Here is a 15,630-nt window from a genome sequence, read left to right on the forward strand (position 1 = left end):
CGCCCGGCGCACCCTGAAGCCGGGTTCGCCGCACGGGCGACGTCCATCCATCGAAGGGAGAACCGATCATGCAACGCAACGCCCTGCAGTACCTGCGCGGATGCCGTCGCGCGCTCGCCGCGACAGCCCTCGCGCTGTGCATTCCATTCGCCTTCGCGCACGAACACGCCGCGCCGGCGGCGCCCGCCGCGGTCACGCTCGAAGGCCAGCTCGAATTCTTCGACCGCAAGACGTCGCCGGCCGATATCGCCGGCTGGTACGCGAACGCCGGTTCGCTGGTCGCGTTTCGCGTCGAAAGCTGGAACGCGAGCCGGCGCAGCGCGTTCGGCGAAACGCCCGACAAGGTGACCGTGCGCATCGAAGTGAACGGCTCGGCCATCGATCACGAGTTCGACTACACGCAGCAGGCGGTGAAGATCGACGGCCACGCGAGCAAGCTCGAAGCCGACGACGTGCAGGTGCTGCGCACGTTCTATCCGATGCTGGAGAAGGCGCTGTACGAAACCGCGCGCGGCGCGACGCTGCCGAACGCGCAGGACGCGCTGCACCGCATCGCGACGATGTACAGCGAGGCGCCCGTCGGCGCGGTGATCGGACAGCGCACGGTGACCGCGCCGGCGGTGTCGGGCACCGAACCGGAAGGCCGGCGGCGCAGCATCGTGCCCGGCGCGCACGCCGCAGCGCCGATGCAGGCGCTCGCGGGCGAAGCCTGCCAGGTCGACGGCGGCGACGGCATCACGAATCTGTCCAATCCCTGCAGCGCCGAACGCTGGCGCGATGCGTACCACGACGCCGACCACTGCTACTGGAGCACGTACGAGGCCTACGGCGAAAATCAGGCGAGCTGCCAGGGCCGCTGCGGCGCCGGCTGCGGTTGGCTCGGCGGTCGCGGCGCGTGGACCGTCGACTGCCACGACCACGACATGTGCGAGACGTACCACGACGCGAACTGCGGCGACGAATGGGACGAAGCCGCGAACGACTATCTGCTCGGCATCAATCGCTGCTGACGCCGCACGTAGATCCGCTCTCCCGGCAAGCCGGGAGAGCGGATTATCAGGACGCCTACTGCTCGAAGCCGTTCTTGAAGATCAGATCGCCCGCGCACGCGGCGGGACCGACGGTGCAGATCGCCGGCGCGAAGCCCGACGTCAGCACCGTGCCGTTCGCGATGACCGGCTGGTTGACCGAGTGCGCCGTCAGCGCCGTGCCGTGGTCGGCGTTCTGCCAGCCGATCGTCGCGCTGCTGCCGTTCGCCGCCGCGGCGTTCTTGTAGACGAGGTCGAACACGTTCGAGCCTTCGCGGAACAGCACCGCGACGTCCACCGCGGTCGACGTGCCGACGAGCACCGCGCGCCACTCGACCTTCCAGACGCGGTTCGGCGCCGTGCCGGTCAGCTCGGTGAACACACCCTTGCCGGTACCGCTGGTGTCGATGTCGTCCCAGTACACGAACAGCGTCGGCGCGTTGACCGGGAACACGCCCGAACCGCCGCCGGAACCGAACGCCGGCAGCGGCGTATTGCCCCACGCCTCGGTGCCGCCGGCCGCGACGAACTGGATGTTGCCGTTCGTGCTGACGCTGATCGTGCTGCCGCCGGTCACCGGCGTGTTGAGGATCGAGAAATTGAAGCCGGCCGGCACCGTGAGCGGCGCGACCGCATCGTCGGCACGGCTGCCGGGGAGGAGCGTGCCCGTCGTCGTGATCGTGCCGCCGGTCGCCGCGGTGAAGTTGTAGTTCGTACCGGCGGCGCGGCCGACCGGCAAGCTGAAGTTCACAATGCGAGGCGAACCGCCGCCGGAATAGGTGATCGTCTGCGTCAGGTCGATCGTGCCGTAGCACGCGAGACCCGGATCGGTGCCGATCTGATACGCCGTCGTGTTCGTGCCGGTCGCCGCCGCGGCGAGGTTCGCGTACGGCGACGTGCCTTGCGTGATCGTCACGCCCGGCGTCGTCGTGGTCAGCGTGCTCGCGATCGCGGTCGCGCCGCTCGCGCCTTCGTTCTGCAGCGACACCGTCGCGGCATTGCATTCGCCCGGCTCGATCAGGTTGTTGCCGGTGTCGACCGTCGCGCCGCGGAAGTTGAGCAGCGGCTCGGGCGTCGTCACCTGCGCGACGAATTCCCTCGTCTCGGTTGCGCCGCAGGTGTCGGCGGCGCTCGCGCGGATCTTGTAGTAGCCGTACGTCGTCGACGCCGTCGTCGTGACGCTGACGGTACCGTCGGTCGCGATCGACACCGTGCCGCCGCCCGGCAGCGTCGTCGGCGATACCGAGACGCCGACGTAGTTGTTGTTCGCATCGGCCGGCGCCGCCGCCGGCACGACCGTCGCGGACGCGCTGCGCGTGAGGATGCGGTCCGCATACGCACCAAGCGTCGGCGCCTTGTTCGATCCCGCCGCGATGTTGACGAAGCTCGACGTCGTCGAACCCGCCGTGTCGGTCACCGTCAAGAGGACCGGATAGATCTTCGTGCCGCTGGTCGGCGCGACGAGCGAGCACGACGCCTGCGCGGTGACGCGGATCGTGCCGGCGTTGTTGACGACCGACGCGGTGATTTCCTGCGGCACCTGGGACAGCGCGACGGTCAGCGCGCCCGCCGCATCCTGCGTATCGGTGACGGTGGCGACGTCGGCCGCCACGGCCGGGCTGCCCTGCGCGACGGTGACCGGACCGGTGACGGTGATCGACGGCGCCGTGTTGACGCCCGCCGTGATCGTGAAGTTCGCGTCGGAAATATCGAAGTACACATTGCCGACCGCCGACACGCGCACGCGCGCCTGCGACGTCGCGGCCGTGTTGGCCGGAATCGTCACGTTCGCGCTGCCGTTGTTCGGCACGCTCGGCGCGAGCGTCACCGGCCAGGTGTAGCCGCCGTCGAGCGACAGTGAGATCGCGACGTTCGCCGTGTTGATCGGCGCGACGTCCGTGCTCGCGACGCTCCACGTCACGGTCTGCGCGCTGCCCGCGGCCCAGCTCACGGCCGTGTTCGGGGCGGTCACGGCGAACGGTCCGGCGGTGGCGACCGTCGTGACGGCCGTCGTGGTTTCGTTCGTGCCGCCGCCGCCGGCGCGGTTGTCGCGCACCGTGGCACGGAAGTTCATCGTGCGGGCCGTCGTCGGCAGCAGTTCGCCGGTGTAGCGCGCCGGCGTCGTCGTGCCCGGCAGCGGTGCGGTTGCCGGCACCACGTTCGCATTGTTCAAAATGTAGCGCAGGCTCGGGAACGTGCGCGACGGGCTCGTGGTCGGGTCGAACGAACGGAACAGCGGCCGGTTGCCGGTGTCGGTCAACGCGCCGCCGCTCGTCGCGGTGCCGAGGTCGAACTCTTCCCAGATGTAGGTCAGCGCGTCGTTGTCGGCATCGGCGCCGGTCGCGGTCAGCGTGAACGGCGTGCGCACGGGAATCGTGTACGCGGCCGTCGCGGTGACGGTCGGCGGCGTGTTGCCGGTCGCCGTGTTGGCGCTGCACGCGCCGTCGCCGGCGACGAACGCGAGGATGCGATTGAGACTGTCGCGATGGAAATAGTCTTCGCTGTTGGGCTGCGTGTTCTCCGAACCGCAGATGCCGGCGTAGGCCATGATCGTGATGCCGCTGCCGGTTTCGTACGCCGCCGACGGCTCGCGGTTGCCGCCGCCGCAGCTCGACACGGTCGAATTGAACGTGTGCGGTCCGCCGAACTGGTGACCCATTTCGTGCGCGACGTAGTCGACGTCGTAGGCGTCGCCCGTCGGCGCGCCCGAACCGGTGACGCCGTTGGCCTTGACGCCGTCGCCGCACACCGAGCCGAGCGCCGCGATGCCGCCGCCGCCCGTGCTGAAGATGTGGCCGACGTCGTAGTTCGCGCTGCCGAGCAGAAGATCGAGGTTGTACTGGTTTTCGCCGAGCAGCGTTTCGCCGTCGTCGTTCGTGAACGGGTCGGTGGCGCCGTCGGTATAAATCGACAAATCGGTATTGTTCACCAATACCATCCGCACGCCGACTTCGCGCTCGTAGATGCCGTTGACGCGGTTCATCGTCGTGACCATGCCGCCGAGCGCGTCGGCGACGGTGCCGCCGTGGAACTGCGTGTACTCGCCGGTCGCCGACAGCGCCAGGCGATACGTGCGCAGCGTGCCGCCCGAAGAGACGGCCGGTACCGGCGACACCGCATGCGCCTCGACCGGCTCGTTGCCGAGTGCGACGCCATGGGCGTCCTTGACCGTGCACTGCATCGGCTCGCCGGTGCGGGCGTAGTCGCGCTTGTCGTAGCTGATGTAGTGCGTCGTGTCCTTGTTCTGGTACGGATCGATGTACAGCGTGCCGTGCGCCGACAGGATCTGCGCGCGAAAGCCCTTCGGCGTCACGTCGAAGCGCAGCGTCGCACTCGGATCGGTCACGCCCTGGCCGAGATACGTGCGAATCTGCGGATACTTCGCCGCGAGCTCGTCCTGCATGATCGGCGACTCGACGATGCGGAACTGCCCGTACTTGCCGTCGGGCAGCGGCAGCGACAGCACGACGTCGCTCGTGCGCACGTCCTGCTGCGATTCTTTCGGCGCGCTCGCGAGCACGCGCGCGAGGCTCGCGTTGTCGAGCGACAGCGTGCGGTATTTCGACGGCACGATCGCGCGCTGCGCCGTGCGCGACACGCTGGCTTCGGCCACGTCCTGCCACAAGCCGTCGCCGGCCGCGCCGGCGTGCACGGTCGACGCCTGCGCCCCTGCATTCGCGCCGAACGCCGCGCACGCGAGGCCGACGAACCAGGCCACTGAGTTTCGTTTCACGATGAGTCCCCCGCACAGCGGCCCGCGCCGCGTTGTTGAATGCCCGCGCGAACGCACCGGCAGCGGCGCGTTCGACGGGGTGTCGATATTTCGACGAGTATGGGTACGCGATAGTCCGCGAAACTTGGTACGACGGGGCGGTTTTGTTCAGTCGGTTGCGACTTTTTTTGCCGACTGCCGCGTGAAAAAGACCGCAGACGGATACGCGCCGGATCGCGGGACGGAGCGACCGGGCGCCTCGTGAATGACATTGCGAAAACGCAAGACGCGCGCCTCGCGATACCGGCCCGACATCAACCCGCCGCGTCGCACGCCTGCAGGCGCCGCACGAGCGGCCAGACGCTCGCGGGCGCGTGCTCGCTCGACCAGTGGACGGTCTTCGTCGTCGTGCCGATCGTGACGCGCACGCGATAGTCGTCGGCGCTGCCCGTCAGTTGCCCGAACGCGGACTCCGGCGCGGTGAGCAGATCGCTGCGCCGCAGCTGTTCGCGCAGCGTCGCGCCATCGGCCGCGGACAGCGACGCGGTATCGCGCGTGCACCTGCTCACCCGTTGCGGCGCATTCGGCAATACCGCGCCTTCGCGCCGATGGAACTCCACGCGCACCGGGGTCGCCGCGTCGATGCGAAACTGCCGCGACGGCACGTCGCCGACGGCGTCACGGCGGATCTCTTCGCCCTCGCCGATCGGTTTCAACGCCACGCGGCCGGCCACGCTGCCGAGTCGGCCGAACGTCGATCGCGCGTCGGACCGCGCCGGCGCGAGCCGCAATCGCTCGCGCAGGAATGTGTCGCCTTCGTCGATGCGCTGGATCGCGTGCACGGCGTCGCGCGCGAATGCGGGTGCGATGGCGAGGGCCATCGCGACAGCGGCGATGCGGCCATTCCACACGATTCGTCGATTCATCTTCCGTCAGACGAGTCGCGACGTGCCAACCGAACATCCGACGCTGTCGACGGGGCGACACGCGCGCGTCGCGTTCGCGAACGAAAGCGTCGTCCGCTCACGTCGAATCGACCGGCCCGCCGACGAGATTCGCGCGCATGTCGCGATAGTCCGGACGGATGCGATGCGGCCCGTAGCACAACAGGCGCAGCACGTCGGCCGGACGGCGCTGCCAGCTCGCCCAGGCGAGCGGCGTGTCGCCGTGCGCGTCGCGCGCCTCGCGGTCCGCCCCCGCGTCGAGCAGCAGTTGCAGCGTCTGCGGCGTGCCGCAGACCGCGGCGCGATGCAGCGGCGTTTCGCCGCGCGTGCGCGCATCGCGCATGAACGCGCCGGTTTCGACGCCGGGCTTCGTCGCAGCGTTCGGGTTCGCGCCGGCCGCCAGCAGCACGTGCACGACCGCGTCGTAGCGCACGCGATCGTCCGTGCACAGCGCCGCGTGCAGCGGCGTCTCGCCGGTGTCTTCGAGCGCGCCGTTCGCGTCGGCGCCGCGTTCGAGGAGGAATTCGCACAAGCGCCAGTGCCCGTGGAATGCCGCGGCGTTCAGGCCGAGGTCGTCGCCGAGCGACGCGAGCGCCTCGCCGTGCGACAGCAGCAAGCGCACGGCGCTGACGTCGCCGTAGTACGCGCACCACTGGATCAGGCGCGTGCCGCGATCGTCGGTCGCGCGCGCGTCGCCGCCCGATGCGACGAGGTCGAAGACGAGATCGGTTCTGCCCGCCGCGATGCGGTCGATCGGTGTTGCCGCCATGGCCGCTCTCCGTCGTGTGAAACGCGCTTGGTCGCTGATCCTGGCGAGCGATGTTCGCGTCAATCCTCGTCCGCCGCCACCTGCGCGTAACCGGCCGGCACCGCGGTGTCGAACACGTCCGGCGCGAAGTCGGCGTCGAACGCGAAGCGGTAGTCGATCTGCAGGCCGCCGCCGCGCATGCGCATCTCGAGCGGCAGGCCGTCGGCGTCGGCCCAGATCTCGGCGGCGTTGCCGCCGAGGTCGAGCAGCCAGCCCTGCGCCGGCCGTCCGGCGATCGTGCGCGCATCGGTCAGCGGCGTCACCTTGCCCGGGTAGCGGCGCAGTTCGTCGAGCCACGCGATGTCGTTGCCGGCGGCGGCCGACTGCGCCGGGATCGACGCGACGACGGCCTGGCGCGGCTCGTGCAGCAGCGTCAGCAGCCGGCCGCGCGCGGGGTCGACGACGATACTCAGCGACTCGCCGATGTCGGTGCGCGTGGCGCCGGCGGCGTCGACGCGCGTGCGCGACGTCTGCATCACCTGTCCGTCGTGGCGTTGCGTCACGTCCATCTGCAGCGTGCGGAACTGGCGGAAATGCGCCTGCACCGCGGCGAACGCGTCGCCGTGGCCCGACAGCAACGGCAGGCCGATCGCGAGCGCGATAGCGGCCATCGCCGTGAAGCCGGCCGCGACCCAGCGGCGCACGACCGGCCGCTCGTGGCGCGGGCGGGTCCGCAGCGCGGCGGCGAGGCGCAGTTGCGCGGCATCGACCGCGGCGGCGGGGACTTCCCGCGCGGCCCGCACCGCTTCGTCCAGGACGGGCGACAGCTTTTCTTCATTCGGAACGGTCATGGCGCAGTCTCCGTGACGGCGTCGCCGAGTCGCGCTTCGAGCCGGCGGCGCGCGCGATGCAGGGTGACGTGGGTGGTATTGGTCGTGATCGCGAGCACGCGGGCGATGTCGTCGATCGCCATGCCTTCGAGATAGCGCAGGCTGAAGCACTGCGCCTCGCGCGGCGAGAGCTCCGCCATCGCCGCACGCAGGCGCCGCGCGCGCTCGTCGACGAGGCCGACGTCCTCGCTCGATGCCGCCGCGGCCGGCGCCTGCGCGCGCCAGACCGGCAGCAATCGCCACCAGCGGCGCTGCTGGCGCTGGCGGTCGATCGCGCGGCGCACGGCGGCGGCGGTCAGATAGGCGGGCCACGAGGCCACGTCGCGCGGCGGCTGTTCGATAAGACGCAGAAAGACGTCCTGCTGCACGTCTTCGGCGAGCGCCGCGTCGCCGAGCACGCGAAACGCGGCGCGGAACACGAGCGGGCCGTAGTGACGGGCGAGCGCGTCCGGCGCGTCGCTGGCAAAAGGTTCGGGAGGTTCGGTCACGCGTGTCTCCGGTAGAGCCATGGCGAGCATAGCGGGCGCTCCTGCGCTGAAGGTCGACCGGGATGACGTGCGAGCGCGCGGAAACTTACATTCGCCGAGGCTGTAAGTTTTGCCGCGCGCAGGCGTCATTCGGGGCGAACCCCACCCGGAGAACGCGCATGAACCTCTCGCCCTCGCCTTCTTTCGCTCGCCGCTTGCTGCGCGGCTGTGCCGTCGCCGCCTGCGCGCTCGCGTCGTTCGCGGCGACCGCCGCGCCATTGCCGACGGCGGCGGCGCTCGATGCCGAAGTCGCGCGCGCGATGGCGGCGACCGGCGCGCGCGGCCTTGCGATCGCGATCGTCGACGACGGCCGCGTGCGCGGCGTGCACGCCTACGGTCACCGCAACGAGCGCGGCGATCCGCTGCAGACCGACACGATCATGTACGGCGCGTCGCTGACGAAGGCCGTGTTCGGCTACACGATGATGCGCCTCGTCGACGAGGGCGTGCTCGATCTCGATCGACCGATCGCGCAGTACCTGCCCAAGCCGCTGCCGGACTATCCGGACGACGAGAAGTACGTGCCGTGGTCGGGTCTCGCCGGCGACGAGCGCTGGCGGCTCGTGACGCCGCGCATGCTGCTCACGCACAGCGCGGGCTTCGCGAACTTCGCGTTCCTCGAACCCGACGGCCGGCTGCGCATGCACTTCGATCCCGGCAAGCGCTATGCCTATTCGGGCGCGGGCCTGCTGCTTCTGCAGTTCGCGCTCGAACGCGGCATCGGGGTCGACCTCGGCGACGCGATGCAGCGCCGCGTGTTCGATCGCTTCGCGATGCCGAACACGGCGATGCGCTGGCGCCCTGACTTCGCGCGCAACCTCGCCGACGGCTGGCGCGCCGACGGCGGCGTCGAGCCGCACGACGAGCGCGGTACGGTGCGTGCGGCGGGTTCGATGGATACGACGATCGCCGACTTCGCGAACTTCACGGCGGCGCTCGTGCGCGGCGACGGGCTGACGAAACGCAGTCGCGCCGAGATCGTCGCGGCGCAGCTGCCGATCACGACGGCGAGCCAGTTCCCGACGCTGCAGCCGGAACTGCCGAAGGCGCAGCGTCACCCGCACCTCGCCGCCGGCATCGGCGTGGTCGTGTTCGACGGGCCGCAAGGCCGTGGCTTCATGAAGGGCGGACACAACGATACGACCGGCAACACGATGGTCTGCGTCGAGCGGCGCCGGCGCTGCGTGGCGATACTTTCGAACGACGTGCGCGCCGAGGCGGCGTTCCCTGCGCTCGTGCGCTTCGTGCTCGGCGAAACCGGCGCGCCGTGGCGCTGGGAGTACGGCGCCGACATGACGTTCTGGACGCCGTCGCCGTATGCACAAGGGGAGAAGTGAACGATGCGCGCCATCTTTGCGATCGTACTGTTCGCCGTTTCCACGGCATCTGGCGCCGACGACACGGCGAAGCTCGCGCAGTTCAAGGCGTACGCGCAGCAGTACCGCACCGAGCGGGCCGTGCCGAGCCTGTCGTACGCGATCGTCAAGGACGACCGGATCGTCGCGGCCGAAGGTCTCGGCTGGCAGGATCACGACGCCGAAGAGCCGACGACGCCGGACACGAGCTATCTCGTCGCGTCGATCACGAAGACGTTCACCGCGGCGACGCTGCTCGCGATGGACGCGGACGGCACGATCGACCTCGACGACGATTTCACCGCGCTGTCCGACTGGAAGGAACGCTGCGCGGCGCTCGTCGCAAGCGGCAGCATCTTCGCGGGCGGCAAGGCGCTCGACGACGGCTACGTGCCGCCGAAGATCGACTGCGCCGCGCGCATCACGATGCGGCAGGTGCTGCGGATGCGCGTGCTCGGAGAGCCGGGCAGCAACTTTTTCTACAACCCGGTGGTGTTCGGCCGGCTCGCGAACCGCGTCGAGGAGATCACCGGCAAGCCGTTCGAGCACTGGGTGCGCCGCTACGTGATCGACAAGGCGGGCCTCGCGAACGTCGCGGCCGGCTGGCGCGACGCTAAGGGCGGCCGGGCGCTGGTCGATCTCGCGCCGCCGTTTCGACGCAGGAACGGATCGGAAGAACTTGAACCGGCACCGCTGCCGAATCCCGAAATGAACGCATCGAGCGGCATCGTCGCGAGCGCGCGCAGCCTCGCCGCGTATTCGCTCGCGCTCGATCGCGGACGCATCCTGCCGCGGCGGCTTCTCTGGACGATGTGGACGCCGCCGACCGACGCCGACGGCCAGCCGGCGAGCTACGCGTACGGCTGGTGGACGCAAACGTGGCGCGGCCGGCGGCTGGTGTGGCACGCGGGCCGCTGGCCCGACGCGTACGCCGGCCTGCTGCTCAAGGTGCCCGAAAAGGGACTGACACTGGTCGCGCTCGGCAACACCGACGGTCTTGCGTGGGCGAACCGGCCGCAGACGGCACAAGTGGAAAAGAATCCGTTGGCGCTCAGGTTCCTCGAACTGTTCGCGGCGGACTGACTGTCCGCGACGTTGAAGGATCGCCAGACACTTAACGATCGGCATCCGCCGGTCGCGGAGCGATGCCGCGGCCGGCGCGGCTTGGCCCCGCCCCGACGACGCACGAGCGCGGTGCACCTGCGATCCCCGCGTCCGGAGAGTTGACTCGACAGGCGTCCCGGCGCATAGTTGTCACATGCAACAAAAAGCCGCCACCCCTCGACGTCTTCCGGCGAACTCGTCCGGCGCCGCCGTGCTGGCCGATGCCGAGGCGCTGCATTCGGCCGTATCCGACCTCGTGCGGGTCTACCAGTTTCGCGATCGCGACAAGATCTGCTGCTACGACATTTCGGTGACGCAGTGCTACGCCCTGGAAGCGCTCGCCGAGAAAGGGCCGATGCGCAGCCAGGCGCTGGCCGAACTGTTGCTGCTCGACAAGAGCACGACCACGCGCGTGGTCGACGCGCTCGAGCGCAAAGGTTACGTCACGCGCAAGGCCGATGCGAGCGACGCGCGGGCGCTGTCGCTCGAGATCACGCGCGGCGGTCGCACGCTGTACGAAACCATCAATCGCGACCTGATCGCGCAGCAGGCGGAACTTCTGGCCGACCTCGATCCGGAAGTCCGCGCCGGCGTGACCGACGTGATCCGTCGCCTGGCCCGCGCGGCCGAAGCGCGTTTCGTCTCCGGCATCAGCGTCGGATCGTGCTCGCCGAAAGGCTGCGGCTGACCCCTTTTTTGACCACATTGTTGTCACTACCAACACTATGACGCATCGAGCCGCCTTCCGCCCTGCCCGCGCCGACGACGCCGCGGCGATCACCGCGATCTACAACCAGGGCATCGCCGAGCGCGGCGCGACCTTCGAGACCGAGCCCCGGCGCGCAGCCGACATGGCCGCACGCATCGCCGACGACAGCTATCCGCTGCTGGTCGCCGTCGAAGACGGCATCGTGCTGGGCTGGGCGAGCCTGAGCAGCTACCGCCCGCGCGCCTGTTACGCCGGCATCGCCGAGTTCTCGATCTACCTCGACGGTGCCGCGCGCGGCCGCGGCATCGGCCGAGGACTGCTCGAGGCGCTGGTCGACGCGGCGCGTGGCCGCGGCTGCTGGAAGCTCGTCTCGCGCGTCTTTCCGTCCAACGCCGCCAGTCGCGCGCTGTGCCGCGCCTGCGGTTTCCGCGAGGTCGGCGTCTACGAAAAGCACGGCCGGCTCGACGGCCGCTGGCTCGATGTCGTCATCGTCGAACGCCTGATTCCCGAGAACATTTCCCCCGACAACCCGGTCGCCGCCGCTGGCGACGCCGCCTACTGAAGCGAGGTTCGCATGTCCACTGCATTGCCTGTCGTCATCATCGGCGCCGGTCCGGTCGGCTTGGCCGCGGCGGCTCACGTTCGTGCGCGCGGCTTCACGCCGCTGGTGCTGGAGGCCGGCGACGCCGTCGGCGCCGGCATGCGCCAATGGGCCCACGTGCGGATGTTCTCGCCGTGGGCATTCAACATCGATCGCAAATCGGCGGCGCTGCTCGCCGCGAACGGCTGGGAAGCGCCGGACCCGACGCATTTCCCCACCGGCGGCGAAGTCGTCGCGCACTATCTCGCGCCGCTTGCCGCGACGCCGGCGCTCGCGCCGCATATTCGCGTGAACGCGCGCGTGCTCGGCGTCACCCGACGCGCACGCGACCGCATGAAGAACGCGCAGCGCGACACGACGCCGTTCGTCGTGCGCTATCTCGATCACGGCGACGAGCGCGAAGTGCTCGCGTCGGCCGTGATCGACGCCTCCGGCACGATCGACTCGCCCAACCCGATCGGTGCGGCCGGCCTGCCGGCGATCGGCGAACGTGCCGCGCGAGAGCGCATCGCCTACGGCATGCCGGACGTGACCGGCGCGGCACGCGAACGCTATCGCGGCAAGCGCGTGCTCGTCGTCGGCAGCGGCCATTCGGCGTTCAACGTGCTGACGGATCTCGCGCGCCTGGTTCGCACCGAACCCGGTACCGAAGTGCATTGGGCCGTGCGCCGCCCGTCGCTGCGTCGCGTGCTCGGCGGCGGCGAGAACGACCAGCTCAAGGAGCGCGGCCGGCTCGGCCTGCGCATCGCCAGGCTCGTCGACGACGGCATCGTCGCGGTGCATACGAACGTCCACATCGACCGCATTGCGACGACGGCCGAAGGGCTCGTGGCCCGGGACGGCGAAACGGCGTTGCCGCCGGTCGACGAGATCGTCGCCGCGACGGGCTTTCGCCCGGACCTGTCGATCCTCGACGAAGTGCGGCTCGATCTCGATCCCGGCACTCAGGCGCCAGCCGCGCTCGCGCCGCTGATCGATCCGAACCTGCACAGCTGCGGCACCGTGCGTCCGCATGGCGCCGTCGAGCTCAGGCAGCCCGACGCCGACCTGTACGTCGTCGGCATGAAGAGCTACGGCCGCGCACCGACGTTTCTGCTGATGACGGGCTACGAACAGGTGCGCTCGGTCGCCGCGGCGATCGCCGGCGACTGGGAGGCGGCACGACGCGTCGAACTGGTGCTGCCGGAAACCGGCGTGTGCAACACGCAGTTCGTCGACGACGAAAGCACGTCGGCCGGCTCCTGTGCGACGGGCTGTGGTACCGCGACGGTCGCGGCGACTGCCACGAGCAGTGCCAGTTGCGGCACCAGCACCGCCGGCTGCGGCACCGCGTCGGCGCTGGCGCCGGCGATCGTCGAGGCATCGGCCGGTTGTTGCGGCGGTCCGGCCGCGGCCGACGCCGACGCGTGCTGCGCCGACGATGCGAACGCCAAGGCGGCCGGCAAAAGCGGCTGCGGTTGTGAAGCGTCCGCGGTCGCCGTGCCCGAACCTGCGCCGGCAGTCGCGGCGGCGGCCAGCTGCTGCCGTCGCTGACGATCGGTCGTGCGCTGGCCCGTTCTCGTCGCGCTCGGCGGTACGCAATGCGTCTTCTGGGGCATTGTGTACTACGCGTTCTCGGTTCTTCTCGTACCGATGCGGACGGAATGGGCCGTGACCGACGCAGCGGTCGCCGGCGCTTTCTCCGTGGGCTTGGCCGTGAGCGCGGCGCTGGCGCCGCGCGTCGGCCGCGCGCTGGATCGAGGTCATGGCGTCGCGCTGCTTCGCGGTGGAGCGCTGGCCGGAGCCGCGCTGCTGGTCGCCTGGTCGTACGCATCGTCGGTGCTGGCGTTGTACGTCGTGTGGGCTGGCCTGGGCGTCTGCATGGCGGCGGTGCTGTACGAGAGCGTGTTCGCCCTCGTGGCGCGTGCCGTCATCGATCCGTCGTCGCGCCTGCGCGCGCTGGCGGGCATCACGATCCTCGGCGGCCTGGCGAGCACGCTCTTTTTGCCGCTCGTCGGATGGGGCGTGAGTGCGGTCGGCTGGCGTTCCACGCTGCAGGGATTGGTCGTGCTGTGGCTGATCGCCGCAGGGATCCAGGAACGATGGGCGCTGAGCGAGCTGACTGCCACGGCGCAACGGCCGTCGCCGCTGTCGATCGAACGATCGGCACTGCCGGCGACGCCCTGGCAGCTCGCCACGCCGTTCGTCGTCACGACGTTTGCCGGCATGGCAGTCACGACCCTGGTCGTGCCGATGCTCGTCGCGCGCGGCTACGCAATCGAGCAGGCTGCGCTGGTACTGGCCGGTCTTGGCATCATGCAGCTGCCGGGGCGCATCTGGATCGGCAGCGCCCGGCGTGCAGCCTCGGCGACGCAGCTGCTCCTGGTTCCGATCGTGCTGCAGGCGATCGGTACGGCCGTGCTGAGCGTCGCGCCGTCGTTGAGCATCGCCTTCGTCGGCGTCGCGTTGTTCGGCGTCGGCGCCGGTCTCAGCACCGTTGCGCGACCGTGGGTGGTTCCGCTGCTCTACGGCAGCGCGAACGTCGGCCGGGTGAACGGGTCGATCGCGCGGGCGCAAGGCGTGGCGCGAGCCGCCGGCCCGTTGACCACTGCGGCGTTGGCGCAAGCGGCAGGCGCGTGGGCGGTCTTCGCCGGCGTGGCGCTCCTGGTAATGCTCACGTTGCCGGCCGCTCGGGCGACGGCACGCCGGGCGGCGCTGACGCGGACAGCCGCCTGATTCATCGTGAGACGAGCGTCATGCTTGCACTTATCCGTTGATTCCAGAATACTCGAAATATGGAAACTAAAGCCGCACTCAGAACACTCTCGGCCCTTGCGCAGGAAACGCGGTTGGCGATTTACCGCTATCTCGTGGAAGCCGGCCCGGCCGGCGCTTTCGCCGGCACCGTCGCCGAAGCGCTCGGCGTACCGTCGACGACGCTGTCGTTCCACTTCAAGGAGCTGAGCAACGCCGACCTGGTCGAGGGCCAGCAACAGGGCACGTATATCCGCTACACCGCCAAGCTCGACACGATCCAGGCGGTCGTGGGCTATCTGACGGAGACCTGCTGCGGCGGCAACCCCGAGATGTGCGCCCCTGTCGCGGTGCCGTTGCCGATGCCGGCCGTCAAGCGCAAGGCATCCCGACAGCAATGAGCGCCGTATCGCCGACGCCGCCGTTTCGCGTCCTGTTTCCGTGCACCGGCAACTCCGCATGCAGCATCCCCCGTGAGGCCACGCCGCAGCACCCGGGCGTTGCGCGCTACGCGGCCTACGGCGCCGGTAGCCGGCCGGTCGCGTTCACCCCCAAGCGCTCGCGCAGCTGCAGACCCGCGGCATCGCGACGGAAAGTCTCACCAGCAAGTCGTGGAACGCTTTCCGCAACGCAGGGGCTCCCGAGATCGACGTCGTGATCACCGTTTGCGACAACGCCGCGCAGGAGTCTTGTCCCGTCTTCTTCGGCGAATTCGCGCGCGCACCGGGGCCTGCACCGTAATGTATTCGGAGACCGCCGTGGACCGTCCGTACCGCGTTCTGTACTTGTGCACCGGCAATTCGGCGCGAAGCATCCTTGCCGAAGTGCTGACCAATCGCTTCAGCCACGGCAAGTTCGAGGCCTACAGCGCCGGCAGCCGCCCGTGCGGTTTCGTCGACCCGTTCGTGCTCGATCTGCTGCGCGATCTGAAGCTGCCGGCGGAAGGGTTGCGCAGCAAGAGCTGGGACGAGTTCGCGCAGCCGGGCGCACCGCAGATGGATTTCATCGTGACCGTGTGCGACCGCGCCGCCGGCGAAGCATGCCCGGTCTGGCCGGGCCATCCGCTGACCGCGCATTGGGGCGTGCCGGATCCCGCGGCTGCGACCGGGCCCGATGCGAGCCGACGCGAGACCTATCGCCGCGTCATGTACACCTTGCAACACCGCATCACCTTGCTCACCGAACTCAACGTCACGTCGCTCGACCGTCTCGCATTGCGCACGCGGCTCGGCGAAATCGCGACGCAAGTCCCGCTCGACGACGCGAGCTGATCGACTGC

Annotated in this window: 14 protein-coding genes; 9 read left to right on the forward strand and 5 right to left on the reverse strand. The window is 69.8% G+C overall.

Annotated elements, in window-relative coordinates; genetic code table 11:
- Window positions 1-68 precede the first annotated feature (68 nt).
- Window positions 69-1,010: a DUF8213 domain-containing protein gene (locus tag OD750_RS20750; RefSeq protein WP_263540783.1), complete on the forward strand. Its 942-nt coding sequence runs from the start codon at window positions 69-71 to the stop codon at window positions 1,008-1,010.
- A 55-nt stretch (window positions 1,011-1,065) separates the two neighbouring features.
- Here the strand turns inward: OD750_RS20750 and OD750_RS20755 are convergent, their stop codons facing one another.
- The 5 genes from OD750_RS20755 to OD750_RS20775 all read right to left on the reverse strand — a co-directional run bounded on the left by OD750_RS20755 (window position 1,066) and on the right by OD750_RS20775 (window position 7,810).
- The gene (locus OD750_RS20755) at window positions 1,066-4,761 is read right to left on the reverse strand and encodes a reprolysin-like metallopeptidase (RefSeq protein ID WP_263540782.1); all 3,696 of its coding nucleotides are present in this window, start codon (window positions 4,759-4,761) and stop codon (window positions 1,066-1,068) included.
- Window positions 4,762-5,054: 293 nt separating this feature from the next.
- Window positions 5,055-5,666 (reverse strand): protealysin inhibitor emfourin, encoded by a 612-nt coding sequence (locus tag OD750_RS20760; RefSeq protein ID WP_263540781.1) that lies wholly within the window; start codon window positions 5,664-5,666, stop codon window positions 5,055-5,057.
- A 97-nt stretch (window positions 5,667-5,763) separates the two neighbouring features.
- The gene (locus OD750_RS20765) at window positions 5,764-6,453 is read right to left on the reverse strand and encodes an ankyrin repeat domain-containing protein (RefSeq protein WP_263540780.1); all 690 of its coding nucleotides are present in this window, start codon (window positions 6,451-6,453) and stop codon (window positions 5,764-5,766) included.
- Between the two features lie 59 nt (window positions 6,454-6,512).
- Window positions 6,513-7,283: a hypothetical protein gene (locus tag OD750_RS20770; protein ID WP_263540779.1), complete on the reverse strand. Its 771-nt coding sequence runs from the start codon at window positions 7,281-7,283 to the stop codon at window positions 6,513-6,515.
- Window positions 7,280-7,810 carry an RNA polymerase sigma factor gene (locus OD750_RS20775; protein WP_263540778.1) on the reverse strand — a complete coding sequence of 177 codons (531 nt, stop codon included), beginning with the start codon at window positions 7,808-7,810 and terminating at the stop codon, window positions 7,280-7,282. Before OD750_RS20775 ends, OD750_RS20770 begins: the two co-directional genes overlap by 4 nt.
- A 158-nt stretch (window positions 7,811-7,968) precedes the next feature.
- On the opposite strand from OD750_RS20775, the gene OD750_RS20780 reads away from it, so the two are divergent.
- The 8 genes from OD750_RS20780 to OD750_RS20815 all read left to right on the forward strand — a co-directional run bounded on the left by OD750_RS20780 (window position 7,969) and on the right by OD750_RS20815 (window position 15,622).
- Entirely contained in the window at window positions 7,969-9,186 is a 1,218-nt protein-coding gene (locus OD750_RS20780) for a serine hydrolase domain-containing protein (protein WP_263540777.1), read from the forward strand.
- Window positions 9,187-9,189: 3 nt separating this feature from the next.
- Window positions 9,190-10,287 (forward strand): serine hydrolase domain-containing protein, encoded by a 1,098-nt coding sequence (locus OD750_RS20785; RefSeq protein WP_263540776.1) that lies wholly within the window; start codon window positions 9,190-9,192, stop codon window positions 10,285-10,287.
- Between the two features lie 175 nt (window positions 10,288-10,462).
- Complete coding sequence (locus tag OD750_RS20790; RefSeq protein WP_263540775.1) at window positions 10,463-10,996, forward strand: MarR family winged helix-turn-helix transcriptional regulator; 534 nt, start codon at window positions 10,463-10,465, stop codon at window positions 10,994-10,996.
- Between the two features lie 37 nt (window positions 10,997-11,033).
- On the forward strand, window positions 11,034-11,579 hold the full coding sequence (locus tag OD750_RS20795; RefSeq protein ID WP_263540774.1) for an arsinothricin resistance N-acetyltransferase ArsN1 family A: 546 nt from the start codon (window positions 11,034-11,036) through the stop codon (window positions 11,577-11,579).
- Between the two features lie 12 nt (window positions 11,580-11,591).
- On the forward strand, window positions 11,592-13,151 hold the full coding sequence (locus OD750_RS20800) for an NAD(P)-binding domain-containing protein (RefSeq protein ID WP_263540773.1): 1,560 nt from the start codon (window positions 11,592-11,594) through the stop codon (window positions 13,149-13,151).
- A 9-nt stretch (window positions 13,152-13,160) separates the two neighbouring features.
- The gene (locus OD750_RS20805; protein WP_263540772.1) at window positions 13,161-14,333 is read left to right on the forward strand and encodes an MFS transporter; all 1,173 of its coding nucleotides are present in this window, start codon (window positions 13,161-13,163) and stop codon (window positions 14,331-14,333) included.
- Window positions 14,334-14,392: 59 nt separating this feature from the next.
- Window positions 14,393-14,752 carry an ArsR/SmtB family transcription factor gene (locus OD750_RS20810; protein ID WP_425508252.1) on the forward strand — a complete coding sequence of 120 codons (360 nt, stop codon included), beginning with the start codon at window positions 14,393-14,395 and terminating at the stop codon, window positions 14,750-14,752.
- 357 nt (window positions 14,753-15,109) lie between these two features.
- Window positions 15,110-15,622 (forward strand): arsenate reductase ArsC, encoded by a 513-nt coding sequence (locus tag OD750_RS20815; RefSeq protein WP_263540770.1) that lies wholly within the window; start codon window positions 15,110-15,112, stop codon window positions 15,620-15,622.
- Window positions 15,623-15,630 lie beyond the last annotated feature (8 nt).

Origin of the sequence: Tahibacter soli (assembly GCF_025717065.2) — a bacterium.
GTDB classification, from domain to species: domain Bacteria; phylum Pseudomonadota; class Gammaproteobacteria; order Xanthomonadales; family Rhodanobacteraceae; genus Tahibacter; species Tahibacter soli.